The organism is Sulfurovum sp. TSL1, from assembly GCF_019972135.1.
Taxonomy (GTDB): domain Bacteria; phylum Campylobacterota; class Campylobacteria; order Campylobacterales; family Sulfurovaceae; genus Sulfurovum.
Genome location: NZ_BPFI01000001.1, coordinates 1 through 16,485, shown reverse-complemented (window position 1 = coordinate 16,485; position 16,485 = coordinate 1). Strand labels below are relative to the sequence as shown.

Here is a 16,485-nt window from a genome sequence, read left to right as displayed (position 1 = left end):
CTATACTCCCTTTAAAATTGATAGCTATAGGTCACCATGAAACTACGTGGTGCTGCTGCTTTGTAAGATACATTATCGTATACGTCTTTTGAGGCCTGCATTGCATAATATGCATTGGTTAGATTTCTTACATTCAACTGTATATTATGTGCCTCGAGTTCATAACCCAACATTAGATCAGTAACAAAGTCATACCCCTCATACTTTTCGGTATTGGCATTGTCCATATAGTAACTTCCCCAACCCTTTGTCGTCACTCTTGCTTTAAATCCATTTTCCATTCTAAGTGCTGCAAAAAGCGAATATTGATTTTTAGGAATATAAGGCAAATAATTACCATTTCTTGAAACCAAGCTTCCCCTTACTTTTTCAGAATATTCATCAAATTTAAAATTACTATAAGCATATGAGCCACCTATATCCAAGATATCTGAAACTCTGTAGACAGTATTTAACTCTATACCTTTCTTTTTCGTTTTACCAGCATTGTCATACACTATTCTCTCATCAACAACTGTTTGAACGATCTCATCATCCACATTATTTTGATAGATTGCCAAGTCTAGTGACAGATTTTCTGTTCTTGTCTTAAGACCGATCTCATAGTTCATATTTGTACTTTTATCAAGTGTAATACCTTGTTCTAATGCAGCATCGATTTCACTTCCAGTAGGTGCTTGATTCGCTGTTGCGATACTTGCATAGGCATTTGTCGTATTTGTTAACCTATATATAGCTCCAAGCTTCGCAGAAAATAAGGTATAGTCTTCATCTACATTAATAATACTATCCTCTCCTGTCACATCAACATAATTCCCTGTAGCATAGTCATATTCAGAATCTTTAAATCCATCAATATCAAAACTGAGTTTATCAATTCTTGTACTTACGTCTATCCTTATTTCTTCTGTAGGCGAAAATGTTTCCATCAGATACGTACCGTAAAGAATCGTTGTACTGTCTTCTGTCTGAGCCAAAACACCTTTATCATTTGAAGTTGTCTGTCCTATCACACTGACTGCTTCCATTTGATGAGTAGCTGGATTATAGACCATAGAAGTCTCATAATCAATATCAGCATATTGATACTTCTTAGCATCATTAGTGATATCTGCTTTATAGGTTACACCGGCAACCAAGGTTGCTTCCCTGCCAAATGCCTCATGACCATAATTAAGTTCTAAATCAGTTCCATAAACACTATTGTCATCAGCATCATTGATCAGACCCGTTACTGGGTGAAAATGATCCCATGTATTAAAATAAAATCTTGGTTTCAATAATACATTACCGATCTCTTTTTCATATTTGGTATTGATAGCAAAGATTTTAGAATCTCTGGCACTGTGCTGCCATTGGGAACTTGTATTATGCTGCTCACCTGTTTCTTGGAAAGTTGCAAATTCAGAAGCGTTCATATCGGTTGGGATATTCATATTTGATTCTGTATAGGAAAACTCTGTTTCTAAAGTTGACTCATCCTCAAAGATATGACCATGCTTCAAACTCACTTGAGTCGCATCAAAATCATTGTGGTCTCTCCAGGTATTGTCAATAGCGCGCTTTGAAAAAGTCAAAGAAGCAAAATCCTTCTCACCGAGTTGGCCACGGACTTTTAGATTGACATTTTTTTGACCGTCATCGCCCACACCGATTTTGATCCTGTCTTCTCCACCTTCAAAGACAGATTTTGTGATGAGTTGGATGACTCCACCAGTTGTATTTGCCGCGTTGATAGAACCCGGTCCTTTTTGCACCTCTATACTCGATACATCCTGCATATCGATAAAGTCAAATCTAGTAAATGAATCCGGATCTGTGAGTGGCACACCATCTTTCATCACCATGATCTCTCTCACACCATACCTCGCCTTGAGTCCTGCTCCCCTGATGATCAGTCTAGGACTTGGTGAATTCGTTGATGATTCAGCATTCACCCCTGGTATATTTTCTATAGCTTCTTGGATATTGAGTATATTCTTGTCTTCTATCGTTTGTTCATCTACAACAGCAATCGACTGCGATACATCCTTTGTTGGTGTTGCGATCTTTGTTGCTGTAACACTTACCGCTTCTAGACTTATCTCTTCCGCATTGATTGACGATAAAGCCAGTAGTGTCATGAGTGAATATTTGATTTTCATATCTTCCCTTGTTCTTTTTAATGATGAGAGTTTATAGGTGTTGTGTTAATTATGTGTTAACCTTTACAACTGCCACAAAATAATATACATGAATCATTCGGTACAAAATCATGCTCGTAATCTCTTCTAATTAACTTTTAGCTATAATCACAACACTACATATATTAAAGGCCCATCGATTATTATGCACATCTATGACAGCGTACAAAAAACCAAACTTCCTTTTGAACCCATCCGTAAAGGTGAAGCAAGCATTTATGTCTGCGGACCTACGGTATATGATGATGCGCATTTAGGCCACGCGCGAAGCAGCCTCTCCTTTGACCTTCTTTCCCGTACACTCAAAGCACTTGGCTACAACGTCACTCTGGGGAAGAACTTTACCGACATCGATGACAAGATCATCAAAAAGGTAGAAGAGACGGGTAAAAGTATGGAAGAGCTTACCGCTTTTTACATTGACCGTTACCTTGAAGAGATGGCAGCACTCGGTATACAGCGTCCTGATATCGAACCAAAAGCCACAGAGTCCCTGCAGGCGATAGAGAACATGATACAAACCCTTATCGACAAAGATATCGCCTATGTCATCTCCTCGGGTGATGTCTACTTTGATACCAGTAAAGATGCGCACTATGGAGAGATATCACACCAGGTAGGTGAAGATGAAGACAACCAGAGCCGTGTAGCACATACATCTGAAAAAAGAAACCCCAAAGACTTTGCCCTTTGGAAAGCATGTAAAGGAGACGAAGACATCTGTTTTGATGCACCTTTCTCTTCAGGCCGTCCGGGCTGGCATATAGAGTGTTCAGCGATGATAGAAAAACACTTTGCGCATGCACATGGGACACAGGAGTTCAGTCTAGACATTCATGCTGGCGGTGCTGACCTGCTTTTCCCCCACCATGAAAATGAAGCTGCCCAGAGCCGCTGTGCCACAGGACATGAACTGGCAAAATACTGGATGCATAACGGTTTTGTACAGATCGACGGAGAAAAGATGAGTAAGTCGTTAGGAAACAGTTTTTTTCTCAAGGATGCACTCAAAGTCTATGACGGAGAAGTCCTGCGCTACTATCTCAACTCGGTACACTACAGAAATGACTTTAATTTTAACGAAGAAGATCTACTGACCGCAAAAAAAAGACTTGACAAGCTCTACAGACTGAAAAAACGTGTCAGTCCGGGCAAAGCTTCTGCAGTCAACAAAAGCTTCAAAAAGGCACTGCTTGATGCGATGGGCGATGACCTGAATATCTCCATCGCTCTAGCCGTGATAGATGAAATGGTGGCTGCTGCCAATGAAGACCTTGATACAAACCCGCAAAATAAAGCCCTTAAAAAAGAGACACTGGCGAACATTGAATTTATCGATACACTGCTTGGTTTTGGTAGCAAAGAGCCTTTCTCTTACTTCCAGATCGGTGTGGATGAAGCCCTTAAAACACAGATAGAAACACTGCTCTCTGAACGTAGTGAAGCAAAAAAAGAGAAGAACTTTGAACGTTCCGATGCCATCCGTGATGCACTGACAGCCTTGGGAATATCGATCATGGATACGCCTGATGGCACACTTTGGGAAAAAGCGTAATGAGAGACCTTCTCAGACAGTATCTCCCCTATCTTTCAGGCTACAAAAGACAATTTTTCTTTGCCATACTGGGGATGATCGCCGTTGCAGCGGGAACTGCAGGGAGTGCACACCTTATCAAGCCTGTACTGGATGATGTCTTCATTAACAAAGATGTAGAAATGCTTACCCTCATGCCTTTTCTTTTGGTTGGTGTTTTTATGCTTCAGGGTATAGGTAAATATATACAAACCTACTATACGTCATATATCGGCCAGGATGTCGTAAGGAAACTGCGGGATACACTGGTATTACATCTCACCTATCTGGATATGACATTTTTTAAAAAGATTCATACTGGAGAGATACTCTCTCGTGTAACCAATGATATATCACGTATACAATCCTTAGTGGCTCAAATTATTCCTGATCTCATAAGGGAAGGTTTAACCATTGTCGCGCTCACAGGGTATGTTATTTATCAAAGTCCCAAGCTTGCCTTTTATTTTCTGGTCATCATGCCAATCGCCCTTTTCCCACTATCAAAACTTGCTAAAAAAATGCGTAAATACTCCAAACTTTCTCAAGAGAGTACTGCAGATATGACTTCGCGATTGGGAGAGATCTTATCTAACATTGAGGTGATTAAATCTCATTCATCTCAACCATATGAACATGCACGTTTTTCTATTGAGAACCAAAATGTTTTTAAGTTTATTATGAAACAGATCAGGACCAATGCTCTCACTTCTCCAGTCATGGAAATTTTAGGTTCTGTCGCCATCGGTGCTGTGATTTATATCGGAGGGAAAGAGGTGATTGATGGACATATGACGGTGGGTGCTTTCTTTGCTTTTGCTACGGCACTTTTTATGCTTTACAATCCCATAAAACGTATTTCAAGCCTTTACAATCAAGCTCAAGATGCCATCACTGCCAATACACGTATGCAGGAACTGCTTGATACAAAACCTTACATCACATCAGGGGGGAATGAACTTTTAGACCCTATTGAAACGATCACGTTAGAAAATGTTTCACTCCATTACGATGATATTCCGGCATTAAAGGATATCACCCTTCAAGCCCAAAAAGGTGAATCCATTGCATTGGTAGGTGACAGTGGTGCGGGTAAAAGTTCACTGGTCAACCTGTTGGTACGTTTTTATGACCCAAGTTCAGGAAAGATCTTTATCAACGGCACAGAGAACAAAGATTTCACACTCACTTCGTTACATAAAAAGATAGCCTATGTGACACAGCGTATCTACATCTTTAACGACTCCATCGCTGCCAATGTGGCTTACGGTGAAGAGATAGATGAAGCGCGTGTGGTCGAGGCACTGGAGAAAGCACATGCTATGGAGTTCATCAGCAAATTAGATGACGGGATACACACACTTTTATCTGAAAGCGGAGACAACCTTTCCGGAGGGCAAAGACAGCGTATCGCTCTGGCACGTGCACTCTATAAGAACCCGGATATCCTCATACTGGATGAGGCGACCTCTGCACTGGATAACAAAAGTGAAGCCCTGATACAACAAGCCTTACATGAACTAAAATCAGAGATGATCACCTTTACTGTCGCACATAGATTAAGCACCATAGAAGATGCCGATACCATCTTGGTATTTCAAAAGGGAGAGATCATCTGCAGGGGTTCACATCAAAGCTTGCTGCAAGAGTGTTCGACCTATCAAAAATTATCCAGGAGTTTATAATATGCTACGATTCACCCTCCTCTTTACTTTTTTATGTACTTTCCTGTCTGCACAGCAGGAGAGTGAACAATTTCCTTTCATAGGAGCCACCCTGGCCACGCATTCCATAGATGTGAAATCACTGGACCGGACATCCAGCCAGAATGAAACGCTTGTAGGCTTTCGCTATGGTAAACAAACCATGGATTGGCGTACTGTGTTTACACTCTCTGGCAATAATGATCTTCAAACTTTTGCAATAGAAATAGATAAAATACTGCTTGATGAACTCTTTGAAACCCCAAAACTGAGACCTTATCTTGGTGCCACTGTCGGATACCTTCACTATGATGAGGACGCTTCTTTAGATAATGACGGGGTTTATTATGGAGGGAATTTCGGATTCCTGATCTATGCCACAGCAACGATCGATGTAGATCTTTCCTATCATTACTATAAAGTATCAGGTCTTGATCCACTCGATACGATGCAGGGTGCCAGCCTCTCTTTACATTACTTTTTTTGATTATTTTGCTATAATAAGCCCACTATAACTATGGAGTCTCCTTTGTCACTTTTTTCTTACCAAAATCTCAAAAAAATCCTTTTTAAACTTGACCCTGAGACAGCACACAGTCTTGCCGGTTTTGGGCTTAGAGCTATTGCCCACTGCCCTGCACTTCTGCGCTATGTGAAAAACCGGAACTTTGTGACCCACCCTATGCTCCAACAGGAGATCTTCGGACGTACATTTCAGAATCCTGTGGGATTAGGGGCAGGATTTGACAAAAACGGCCAATACATCACCGCCATGCCTACCATGGGTTTCGGGTTTACTGAGATAGGTACGGTGACACCAAAACCGCAAGACGGAAACCCTAAACCAAGGCTCTTCAGACTCATAGAAGACAACTCCATACAAAATGCCATGGGATTTAACAACAAAGGCAGCCACTATATGCTGCAGCGTCTCAAAGAACTCTACTTTTTTGACTACCCTATGGGCATCAATATCGGGAAGAATAAACTCACCTCTGAAGAGGATGCTCTAGATGACTATGAAATACTTTTCAAAGCATTTAAAAATTACGGTGACTACATCGTGATCAACATCTCATCTCCAAACACACCGGGTCTGAGAGATCTGCAAAATGAGGCATTCATCAATGCGATCTTTAAAATGTCAAAAGAGATCACCACCCAGCCTGTGCTGCTTAAAATCGCTCCGGATATGGAACCTGAAGATGCCATTCTTCTGTGTAAAGCAGCGGTAGAGGCAGGTGCTGCTGGGATCATCGCTACCAATACAACGATAGATTACTCTTTAACACCGCATGCCAAAGACTTCGGCGGTATTTCCGGGGCACTGCTTACAGAAAAATCGTACCAGCTCTTCAAAGCCATAGGTCAAGAACTCTATGGCAAGACCCTGCTCATCTCTGTAGGAGGTATAGATTCTGCAGAAGAAGCTTACAGACGTATCAAAGCCGGTGCATCTTTAATACAGGTTTACAGTATGCTTGTCTACAGAGGTCCGGCACTGATCAAAGAGATCAATGAAGGTTTAATTAAACTCTTACAAAAAGATGGTTATAAACATATCAGCGAAGCTATCGGAGCAGATTACAAATGAACCTCAAAAGCCTCAGGCACTTTATCTATACATTTATCATCGGATTTATGATCACAACAGGAGTATCAATGGCCAATTCATTGCCAGAACATTTTACAAAAACATTGGACAACGGGATGCAGATCGTTGTCATCCCTATGGATAACGATTCGGGTGTTATCACTACAGATATCTACTATAAAGTAGGAAGCAGAAACGAAGTGATGGGTAAAAGCGGTATGGCACATATGCTTGAGCATCTCTCTTTCAAATCTACAGATAAACTCAAAGAGGGTGAATTTGACACGATCGTAAAAAGTCGCGGAGGTGTCAATAATGCAGCCACCGGTTTTGACAAAACACACTATTATATTAAAACTGCCAGTAAGAATCTCGGACTGAGCCTTGACTTGTTCTCTGAACTGATGCATAACCTCAAACTCACCGATGAAGAGTTCCAAAAAGAGCGTGATGTGGTCGCTGAAGAGAGACGTCTGAGAACCGATAACAATCCTATGGGTTACCTTTACTTCAGGGTCTTTAATACACATTTTGTCTACCATCCTTACCATTGGCTTCCTATCGGGTTTATGGGAGATATCCTTTCATGGAAAATAGAAGATATCAGAGATTTCTATCATCGTTATTATCAGCCAAGCAATGCCATTTTAGTCGTGGCCGGAGATATCACACCGGAAGAAGTGTTCAAAGAATCAGAAAAATATTTTGGACACATTAAAAATAAACATGAGATCCCGGTGGTCACCGCTGTCGAACCTAAAATAGATGGTGCCAAAAGGGCCGTACTGCATAAAGAGAGCAATCAGGTGGATACACTTGCGATCACCTATGCTATCCCTAACTATGAACATGATGATCAGGTAGTACTTTCTGCCATCAGCCATATACTCAGTGCCGGAAAGAGTTCACGTTTCGAAAAAACACTGGTGAATGAAAAGCAGCTGGCAAACCAGGTCTATGGCTACAACATGGAACTTGCGGACCCCGGTGTTTTCCTCATTATGGCGATGTGTTCACCTCAGGCATCTTTGGAAACGTTGGAAAAAGAGATACTTGCCGAACTTGAAAAGATCAAAAACGGTGATGTCACACAAGCCGAACTTGATAAGGTCAAGATCAATACAAAAGCAGAATTTATCTACTCTTTGGAGAGTTCAAGTTCAGTGGCAGGGCTCTACGGAGACTACCTTGTCAAGGGAAATATACAGCCTTTACTTGAATATGAAGAGAAATTAGATAAAATTACGCTCAAAGATATTAGCGATGCCGCTAAAAAGTATTTTGATCACAATTATTCAACGACTGTGATCTTGAAAAAAAACTAGGATAGTAGATATGAGTAACTATATTACGGGTGCGACCACAGCACTGATTACTCCATTTAAAAATGGTACATTGGATGAAGCAACTTTTGCAACACTGATCAAAAGACAAATAGCCCATGGGATCGATGCGGTATGCCCTGTAGGAACGACAGGTGAGAGTGCAACGCTGAGTCATGATGAACACAAAAGATGTATTGAGATAGCTGTTGAAGTCTGTAAGGGTACTGAAACCAAAGTCCTCGCAGGTGCAGGCAGCAATGCTACACATGAAGCCATTGATATCGCTAAACATGCAGAAGAGTGTGGTGCTGATGCGATCTTCTCGGTGAGTCCTTACTACAACAAACCAAGCCAGGAAGGACTGTACCAGCACTATAAAGCGATCGCTTCTGCTGTAAAAGTACCTTTCATGCTTTACAATGTACCAGGACGTACAGGGGTAGATATCTTGCCTGACACAGTCAAAAGACTCTATGATGATGTTGAGAACATTATGGGTATCAAAGAAGCGACAGGGTCTATAGAAAGAACGGTTGAACTTTTGGCAAAAATACCTGATCTCTATGTATTCTCAGGTGATGATGCTATTGATTTTCCTATTTTGGCAAGCGGAGGAAAGGGAATTACTTCCGTGACTTCCAACCTTTTACCAGATATGAAAGCAGAGCTTGCTCATGCAGCGCTTGAAGGTGACTTTGTAAAAGCCAAAACCATCAATGATAAACTCTTTGAGATCAACAAAGTGCTTTTCTGTGAAAGCAATCCTATCCCCATCAAAGCTGCGATGTACATCGCAGGACTGATCGATACACTCGAATACAGATTGCCACTTGTTCCCCCAAGCAGTAAGAATATGAAAAAGATCGAAGAAATTATGAAAAAATACACTATAGTAGGAGCGTAATATGTCAGAAATGAAAGGTAAAACACTTGTCATCACAGGAGCAACCAAAGGTATCGGTAAAGCCGTAGCCGAAAAATTTGCTCAAAACGGTGTCAATATCGCATTTACATATAACTCCAACAAAGAAGCGGCCGATACAATTGCTGCGGACCTGGAGAGTAAATACGGCGTTAAGGCAAGAGCATACCCGCTGAACATATTAGAACTTGATGAATTCAAACCACTGTTTGAAGCGATCGATAAGGATTTTGACAGAGTCGATTTCTTTGTCTCTAATGCTATGATCTACGGTCGCTCAGTCGTAGGTGGTTATGGGAAATTCATGAAACTCAGACCTAGTAAAGGTTTAACCAACATCTATACTGCAACTGTAGGTGCATTTGTACGCGGTTCACAAGAAGCTGCCGTACGTATGGAAAAAGTAGGCGGTGGTGCCATCGTTACACTCTCTTCAACCGGTAACCTTATCTACATCGAAAACTATGCAGGTCACGGTACCAATAAAGCAGCAGTTGAAGCGATGAGCCGTTACGCTGCGGTTGAACTGGGAGAAATGGGGATCAGAGTCAATGCTGTATCCGGCGGACCAATCGATACAGATGCACTAAAAGCCTTTACAAACTATGAAGAGGTCAAAGCCGAAACCATTAAACGCTCAGCAGTGAACAGAATGGGAAGTCCAGAAGACCTTGCCGGTTCTGTCTATTTCCTCTGTACGGATGAAGCATCATGGATCACGGGTCAAACACTTGTTGTCGATGGTGGAACAACATTCCGCTAAAATAGGAAATACAGACTTAAAAGAAAAATCCAATGTACACTTTTATGTCCAAGATACATTTAGGCTAGTCAGTACTTTAATAACTTGAATCAGTCTTTGTCGCTTGCGTTTTTTCTTTTTTGGTTACTTTCCTTTCTTTTTTGTCGCAGTACAAAAAGAAAAAAGTGACGAGAGGATTCATATATTATCAGGAGTAAGATGATGGCAAAACAACAAATATTGAACATTCCAAATATCTTAGCATTCATACGTCTTCTTCTGGCTCCGGTGATGTTCCTTTTTCTGGTCAACCAGGATGCCTCTCTCTTTCATGGTATACACCCTTCATGGCTCAACTACTTTGCAGCCTTTATCTTTGTGGTAGCCTCAGCAACTGACTTTTTTGATGGCTATATCGCACGTACCTTTAACCAGATCACCACCATGGGAAAGATCCTTGACCCTTTGGCAGACAAGATGCTGACACTGGCAGGCTTTTTAGGACTCATGATGCTTGGGTCTGCCTCACCATGGGCCATCTTCCTTATACTCACACGGGAACTCTTTATTACCGGACTTAGAGTGTCAGCCGTCAGCCAGGGGCTTGATATTGCCGCATCATGGATGGGGAAGGTCAAAACAGTCGCCCAAATGGTTGCCATAGGTTTTTTACTGATGCAATGGCCCGGTGCTGAACTTCTCTTATGGTCTGCTGTTGCATTGACCCTCTATTCCGGCTATGAATATGTCAGGGATTTCTTTAAACATACCTCTATCTAGCAAATCAACCAAATATTAATCATATTTCTATTTATTTTCTTTTAGCCTCTCTATCTATCTCATAAATTGGTTAAAAATTAATCACTATCTCATTTATTTTCTGTTAATCCTTATGTTACACTTGTTTATCCAAAATTCAAAACAAGGGGAAAAACATGAAATGGACAAAATTAAGTTTGGCAGCAGCGTTAGCTGTTAGCGCATCTTTTGCAGGAGGAGACATTGCTCCGGTAGAACCAGTTGTTGAAGCACCGGTCGTTAAGGCTGCCTCAGCTACAACTATTGCTGGTAAATTAACTGGATACTATATCACTGATGATAGCCTTCCAGCGGATGACATGTTCGGGGACCAAGCACAATTGGCTTTTGGTGCAACACTGGATGTATCTCACTCATTTACTGATTGGTTGACAGCAAACTTCTCAGCTGTTGGATACATCAATACGATGAACCAAGATACATGGGGATATTTTGAAGGAGGTGATAAAAGAGGTGCTTTCTTCCAAATAGCGAACTTAACAGCAACCTATGCAGACACTACTTTAGTAGCAGGTCGTCAATTACTCGGTACACCAATGCTCCAAGGGTATGATTGGTTACTTGCACCGGGTGCATTTGAAGCTTATACTGTAGTGAACAGTTCTATAGAGAACGTGGCACTTGTTGGATCATATGTAACTAAACACAGAGCTAACAACAGTGGTGAATTCGGTGATTCTCTTGATGGAGACAACTGGACCATTGGTGCAGCATATGATGACAAGACTATCAATGGTAGCGTATGGTACTATAACATAGATGCTGGTGCTTATACTCAGGTTTATGCTGATCTTGGTTACAACTTTGGTTCGTTCAAACTAGAAGGTCAATATGTAGATACGGACTTTGATACTTTTGAAGATTCAACAGCATACGGTATTATGGCATCTACATCAATCTCAGGATTTGATCTTAGTGCAGCATATGTCAACTTAAGTGATAACAGTACAGGATTTGTTGGTTGGAACAGCCTTTACACTAACCAATGGAATACTACAGTAGCTAACCAATATCTTGGTGATGACATAGATTCATTTAAAGTGGCTGCTGCAACAACGATCATGGATATCGCTGCTGAAGTTTCTTATGCAGATTATGACAATGACAGCTACGAATTCGATGTAGTTCTAGGATATGACTTCACAGATGCTATTGATGCTGGAATTGTTTATACGAACACTCAAAGTACTGTTTGGGATCCTAACGAAGATGTAAATCAGCTTGAACTATATGTAAACTACAAGTTTTAATCAAACATTGTAATCTCCAAAAACCCGTTTGAATACGCCACTCTCTTCGGAGAGTGTTCGGGTCACTCCCTTAAATAGCTTTAGACTATCTCCTCATAATAATTTGAAAGATTGTATGAATGAACCAATAGATAACCTGATAGATCAAGCAATAAAAACACTTTCATTCAAAGAACATCCTCTTTGATATATTTTCATCAGTGCTACTTATTTTTAATCAATTCGATCTATCTACTTAGTTTGGAAAAATATATTCAAATGATTAAAAAATAATCACATACCCGTTCATTTTTTGTTAACACTATGTTACACTTTATTATCCAAAATATAACACAAGGAAATAATATGAATATGAAATGGACAAAATTGAGTTTAGTCGCAGCGTTAGCTATGAGCTCGGCATTTGCAGGTGGAGACATCGCTCCAGCAGAGCCAGTAGTAGAAGCACCGGTTGTTGAAGCAGCAGCGTGTAACAGTAACACAACGATCGATAGTAAAGCTGTACTTTATTATTACACTGATGATAACTTTGGCGCAAATAGCGTTTTTGATAAAGAAACCAGCTCATTGGCAGCAGCCGTCACTGTAGATGTGTCACATAAGATCATGGATGGTATCATAGGTAACCTATCAGGCGTTGGATATTCAAACCTCATGAATGAAAGTATCTCTTTTGGTGGTTTTGAATATTGGACAGATAATCCTAAAGACACGGGTGCTTTCTTGAACGTTGCTAACATTACTGCAACCTATGGTGATACGACTTTCGTACTCGGTCGTCAACTACTTTTCACACCACAGATAAGCGGATTTGACTGGTTGTTAGCTTCAGGTTCGTATGAAGCATATACTGTGATGAACAAATCGATCCCTAATGTTACTTTAACGGCTTCATACATTACAGAATTTAGAGGAGTGAACTCCGGTGTAGACTTTGAAGAACTTGAAGGAGACAACTGGACAGTCGGTGCAGCGTATAGCGATGCATTTGATGCCAGTATCTGGTACTATAATGTAGATGATGCTTATGATTTGAGTTATACTCAGGTTTATGCTGATGCAGGTATGAAAATTGCAGGTATCGATGTTGCTGCTCAGTATGTAAATACTGATTGGGATGTAGGTGATGCGTCAAATGTATACGGTATCAAAGCATCAGGTTCAGTAGGTGGATTTGACCTCATGGGTGCATATGTACATACTGCAGATGCGCCTGCAGGGTTTATAGATAATGATGCTATCTATACTACTATGTGGAACAGTTTAGGTTCTAATGCAATTGGTGATGCTTTCAAAGTGGAAGCTTCAACAGAATTTAGTGGGTTTGCAGTGACTGCAGATTATGTAAACTATGAAGAAACTGTAGCAGGGGAAGAAGGTTCTGAGTTCGACTTGATCTTAGGATATGGACTGACTAACTGTATCTCTCTGGATGCTATCTACTCTAACACTGATTATGGTGACGGATCAGGTGACAATCAAGCACTTGAGCTTATCGCAACATACAAATTTTAATCAAACATTGTAATCTCCAAAAACCCGTTTTGAATACACCACTCTCTTCCGAGAGTGTGCGGGCCCTTTTTTTTAACTCTTTACATTTAATGCTCCTCACTTATGCCATAAGCAATATAAATCCACGTAACAAACTCAATCATAAATGGAAAGTAGTAAAGTAATTTCAAAAAACAAATAACCACATAAAATAGACCTATATAGGACATTTTATAAGGTTTTCTATTGAAGGGTACAAAATTATACCTTGCAAACATCGCTATAGCGAATAACCTTATAAAATATGTTAGATTATAAGGTTTTCAGTTTTGAAGGAATAATATTCTATATAATTGAGTGTATAAAATAGAGGATAGATAATGAAAAGACTTGCACTCGTACTACTCTTAACTTCAAACATTTATTCCGAAACCATAAACGGACACATCCTCCCACCTGAACCAGATCCTAAAATCAATAATTCTACATTGTTAGGAATAGACTCGAACAACAATGGTGTGAGAGATGATGTGGAGCGTTGGATATATAAGACATACAAGCATCCTATTGAAAGAGGGATGATGTTACAAGAGGCTAATAGGCTTCAAACTCAAATATCAGATATTAGTCAAGCACATAAATATGTAAAATTATCTGATAAATCTTTATCCTGTGAGTATTATTTGGAAAAAACTTATGAGTGGTTTAAAGTGAAATATTATTACACCTCCACATCAAAAGAAATTAAGAAAATTCAATTTAATACTATTAAAAGACGTGTAGCTTATGAAAGATATAATGCATCATTCAGTGGTAAGGTTTTTGATAATGTAATAGTACCGGATAAAATGAATTGCATTTTTGATGAAAATGGAAACTTAAAGGTTCAGCTATGAAAAGACTTGCACTAGTATTACTACTTTTAACTTCAAACATTTATTCCGAAACCATAAATGGACACACTCTACCACCTGAACCAGACCCTATAATCAATAACTCTACACTTCTTGGTATTGATAGTAATAATAATGGCGTTAGAGATGATGTGGAGAGAAAAATAATTAAGAAGTATATAAAACCTATTGAGATTGAATTGATGTTGGCTTTTGCTAGAGTTGATCAAGAAATACTAGCTAGTTCTTTATCAGATGCATTGAAACTAGAGCGAAAAGGATCAAGAGTAATTGACTGTAGAATGTATCTTAAACATCAGGGTATAAAAGTTATGAATGGCGTTAGAAATAGTGAAAATTATACTTATAATACGAAAGAACGTACTAAAAAATATTTTGAATACAATAAAGCATTAAGTGGTGGTGTATATGGAAGCAGCCCATCAAATTGGAATGCAGAAGCTTGTGATTTTGATGTCAAAACGATGTTAAAAAATAGAAACAATGAACAAACTATAAAAACCTTATAAAATATATAAATTTATAAGATTTCTGCGTTTGTCTATTTGTAAGATTTACCAACTGTTGATGTTATGTAGTTTAAAGTAACCACTTCACGATCCATTGTACTGGTTCAAATATCATCTTTGATAGAGGGGTAAAGAGTACGGCTACCAGTATGAGCATTCCATAGGGGTATATTTTATCATAGAATATAGCAAATTTTCTCCATTTCAAACCCTGAGCTATGTATCTTATCGCATTTGCTCCATCTAGCGGTGGAATTGGCCACAGGTTAAATACCCCAAGCAATACATTGATAACAACACTTTGGTATAAAAATAGTGCGATGAAGACTTCAGTAGCAGAAGTTGGATTAGAAAATAGTTGAAGGATGGCTGCACAAAAGGCTGCCAATACAAAGTTGTAGGTAATCCCCGCTAATGAGACTGCTACTGCGGCATTGGTACCACCATCTCTCATAACGGTTGAAATATTGATTGGTACAGGTTTTGCCCAACCAAATATAAAAGGAGCACCTGAGAAAAACAGCATACCTGGAACCAAAATGCTTCCTACAGGATCAATATGTACAAGAGGATTCATTTTGAGACGACCTCTATTTTTAGCTGTGCTATCACCGTATTTGTAAGCAACCAAACCATGCATGATTTCATGACCAATAATGGCAATCATAAGTGCAGTAATTATAGTAATGATTTTGATAATTTCAGTTTCATTCATTAATAATCTCCGTTAAAGAGTATATCAAAATTTCTAATTCTCAAAACCTTATAAAATATATAACTTTATAAGGACTTCTTCACTGCTATAAACTATGTTAAATTATAAGGTTTTGGTCAATTTAGGTAAATTATGTATGATAAATACGATCACTTCTGATATGAGAATACAAAAAACAAATATTTAAAATATTGTGCAATGCTAAATATTGAAATAAAGGTCAATATACCAGCTACGCTAATTTTAATACATTGATCTCTAAATTCTTCTACTACACAAAATGGTTCTGAAAAATATATCATGTAAATTAACAAACCCAAAAATACAATAGTTTGAAGTGGAATGAAAAGCTGTAAATTCTTCTTTTTATAAATATAATAATCAACTAAACCCAAAGCTATCAAGATAGGTATAAAAGTATAAAGATTAAAAAGTAATCCTCCTAAACCACCAAAAATAAAAGCCTCTATAATATTAAAATCATTGCCATTAATTATTTCTATGAATATTTGTGTTAGTCCACTAGCAATATAAAAAGCAGATAAATTAATGCAAAATGCATAAATAGAAACTGAGTATTTTTTCATTCTTATTTTTCCACTATAGATATATTTTAGTGTTAAGAGTATATCCGAATTGATTTATTCTTAAAACCTTATAAAATAGAGCCACTTGCAAATTACCAAAAAAAGAGGGATATTAAGGGTTAACACGAAGAAAAAAAGCTGATTCTGATTTCAAA

At 39.0% G+C, this 16,485-nt stretch carries 15 protein-coding genes; 12 read left to right on the top strand and 3 right to left on the bottom strand.

Going from position 1 to position 16,485, the window contains the following annotated elements; genetic code table 11:
- Positions 1 to 11: 11 nt before the first annotated feature.
- Positions 12 to 2,144, bottom strand: coding sequence for a TonB-dependent receptor (locus tag LDM98_RS00075; protein WP_223897039.1), 2,133 nt, complete (start codon positions 2,142 to 2,144; stop codon positions 12 to 14).
- A 184-nt stretch (positions 2,145 to 2,328) separates the two neighbouring features.
- Here LDM98_RS00075 and cysS point away from each other — a divergent pair, with 184 nt between their 5' ends.
- From cysS to LDM98_RS00015, 12 genes are all read left to right on the top strand, one after another.
- Complete coding sequence (gene cysS / locus LDM98_RS00070; protein ID WP_223897037.1) at positions 2,329 to 3,738, top strand: cysteine--tRNA ligase; 1,410 nt, start codon at positions 2,329 to 2,331, stop codon at positions 3,736 to 3,738.
- The gene (locus LDM98_RS00065) at positions 3,738 to 5,441 is read left to right on the top strand and encodes an ABC transporter ATP-binding protein (protein WP_223897035.1); all 1,704 of its coding nucleotides are present in this window, start codon (positions 3,738 to 3,740) and stop codon (positions 5,439 to 5,441) included. The genes cysS and LDM98_RS00065 overlap by 1 nt, the downstream gene beginning before the upstream one ends.
- 1 nt (position 5,442) lies before the next feature.
- Complete coding sequence (locus LDM98_RS00060) at positions 5,443 to 5,946, top strand: hypothetical protein (protein WP_223897033.1); 504 nt, start codon at positions 5,443 to 5,445, stop codon at positions 5,944 to 5,946.
- Positions 5,947 to 5,988: 42 nt separating this feature from the next.
- The gene (locus LDM98_RS00055) at positions 5,989 to 7,053 is read left to right on the top strand and encodes a quinone-dependent dihydroorotate dehydrogenase (RefSeq protein WP_223897032.1); all 1,065 of its coding nucleotides are present in this window, start codon (positions 5,989 to 5,991) and stop codon (positions 7,051 to 7,053) included.
- Between the two features lie 68 nt (positions 7,054 to 7,121).
- Positions 7,122 to 8,378 (top strand): pitrilysin family protein, encoded by a 1,257-nt coding sequence (locus LDM98_RS00050; RefSeq protein WP_223899048.1) that lies wholly within the window; start codon positions 7,122 to 7,124, stop codon positions 8,376 to 8,378.
- Between the two features lie 10 nt (positions 8,379 to 8,388).
- Positions 8,389 to 9,282, top strand: a complete 894-nt coding sequence (gene dapA / locus LDM98_RS00045) for a 4-hydroxy-tetrahydrodipicolinate synthase (protein WP_223897031.1) — start codon at positions 8,389 to 8,391, stop codon at positions 9,280 to 9,282.
- 1 nt (position 9,283) lies between these two features.
- Entirely contained in the window at positions 9,284 to 10,063 is a 780-nt protein-coding gene (locus tag LDM98_RS00040) for an enoyl-ACP reductase (RefSeq protein WP_223897030.1), read from the top strand.
- A gap of 201 nt (positions 10,064 to 10,264) precedes the next feature.
- On the top strand, positions 10,265 to 10,822 hold the full coding sequence (pgsA, locus tag LDM98_RS00035; protein WP_223897029.1) for a CDP-diacylglycerol--glycerol-3-phosphate 3-phosphatidyltransferase: 558 nt from the start codon (positions 10,265 to 10,267) through the stop codon (positions 10,820 to 10,822).
- A 155-nt stretch (positions 10,823 to 10,977) separates the two neighbouring features.
- A complete protein-coding gene (locus LDM98_RS00030; protein ID WP_223897027.1) occupies positions 10,978 to 12,111 on the top strand; it encodes a hypothetical protein in 1,134 nt (377 codons plus the stop codon).
- A gap of 345 nt (positions 12,112 to 12,456) precedes the next feature.
- Positions 12,457 to 13,626 carry a hypothetical protein gene (locus LDM98_RS00025; RefSeq protein ID WP_223897025.1) on the top strand — a complete coding sequence of 390 codons (1,170 nt, stop codon included), beginning with the start codon at positions 12,457 to 12,459 and terminating at the stop codon, positions 13,624 to 13,626.
- Between the two features lie 359 nt (positions 13,627 to 13,985).
- A complete protein-coding gene (locus LDM98_RS00020) occupies positions 13,986 to 14,501 on the top strand; it encodes a hypothetical protein (RefSeq protein ID WP_223897023.1) in 516 nt (171 codons plus the stop codon).
- Complete coding sequence (locus tag LDM98_RS00015; RefSeq protein WP_223897022.1) at positions 14,498 to 15,028, top strand: hypothetical protein; 531 nt, start codon at positions 14,498 to 14,500, stop codon at positions 15,026 to 15,028. The genes LDM98_RS00020 and LDM98_RS00015 overlap by 4 nt, the downstream gene beginning before the upstream one ends.
- Positions 15,029 to 15,098: 70 nt before the next feature.
- Here the strand turns inward: LDM98_RS00015 and LDM98_RS00010 are convergent, their stop codons facing one another.
- Together LDM98_RS00010 and LDM98_RS00005 are read right to left on the bottom strand one after the other, a co-directional pair.
- Positions 15,099 to 15,743, bottom strand: a complete 645-nt coding sequence (locus LDM98_RS00010; protein WP_223897020.1) for a site-2 protease family protein — start codon at positions 15,741 to 15,743, stop codon at positions 15,099 to 15,101.
- 149 nt (positions 15,744 to 15,892) lie between these two features.
- Positions 15,893 to 16,330 (bottom strand): hypothetical protein, encoded by a 438-nt coding sequence (locus LDM98_RS00005; protein WP_223897018.1) that lies wholly within the window; start codon positions 16,328 to 16,330, stop codon positions 15,893 to 15,895.
- Positions 16,331 to 16,485 lie beyond the last annotated feature (155 nt).

Excerpts from the sequence above, each read along its gene's own strand:
- LDM98_RS00075 (WP_223897039.1), bottom strand. The coding sequence starts at position 2,144 with ATGAAAATCAAATATTCACTCATGACACTACTGGCTTTATCGTCAATC.
- cysS (WP_223897037.1), top strand. The coding sequence starts at position 2,329 with ATGCACATCTATGACAGCGTACAAAAAACCAAACTTCCTTTTGAACCC.
- LDM98_RS00065 (WP_223897035.1), top strand. The coding sequence starts at position 3,738 with ATGAGAGACCTTCTCAGACAGTATCTCCCCTATCTTTCAGGCTACAAA.
- LDM98_RS00060 (WP_223897033.1), top strand. The coding sequence starts at position 5,443 with ATGCTACGATTCACCCTCCTCTTTACTTTTTTATGTACTTTCCTGTCT.
- LDM98_RS00050 (WP_223899048.1), top strand. The coding sequence starts at position 7,122 with ATGGCCAATTCATTGCCAGAACATTTTACAAAAACATTGGACAACGGG.
- dapA (WP_223897031.1), top strand. The coding sequence starts at position 8,389 with ATGAGTAACTATATTACGGGTGCGACCACAGCACTGATTACTCCATTT.
- LDM98_RS00040 (WP_223897030.1), top strand. The coding sequence starts at position 9,284 with ATGTCAGAAATGAAAGGTAAAACACTTGTCATCACAGGAGCAACCAAA.
- pgsA (WP_223897029.1), top strand. The coding sequence starts at position 10,265 with ATGGCAAAACAACAAATATTGAACATTCCAAATATCTTAGCATTCATA.
- LDM98_RS00030 (WP_223897027.1), top strand. The coding sequence starts at position 10,978 with ATGAAATGGACAAAATTAAGTTTGGCAGCAGCGTTAGCTGTTAGCGCA.
- LDM98_RS00025 (WP_223897025.1), top strand. The coding sequence starts at position 12,457 with ATGAATATGAAATGGACAAAATTGAGTTTAGTCGCAGCGTTAGCTATG.
- LDM98_RS00020 (WP_223897023.1), top strand. The coding sequence starts at position 13,986 with ATGAAAAGACTTGCACTCGTACTACTCTTAACTTCAAACATTTATTCC.
- LDM98_RS00015 (WP_223897022.1), top strand. The coding sequence starts at position 14,498 with ATGAAAAGACTTGCACTAGTATTACTACTTTTAACTTCAAACATTTAT.
- LDM98_RS00010 (WP_223897020.1), bottom strand. The coding sequence starts at position 15,743 with ATGAATGAAACTGAAATTATCAAAATCATTACTATAATTACTGCACTT.
- LDM98_RS00005 (WP_223897018.1), bottom strand. The coding sequence starts at position 16,330 with ATGAAAAAATACTCAGTTTCTATTTATGCATTTTGCATTAATTTATCT.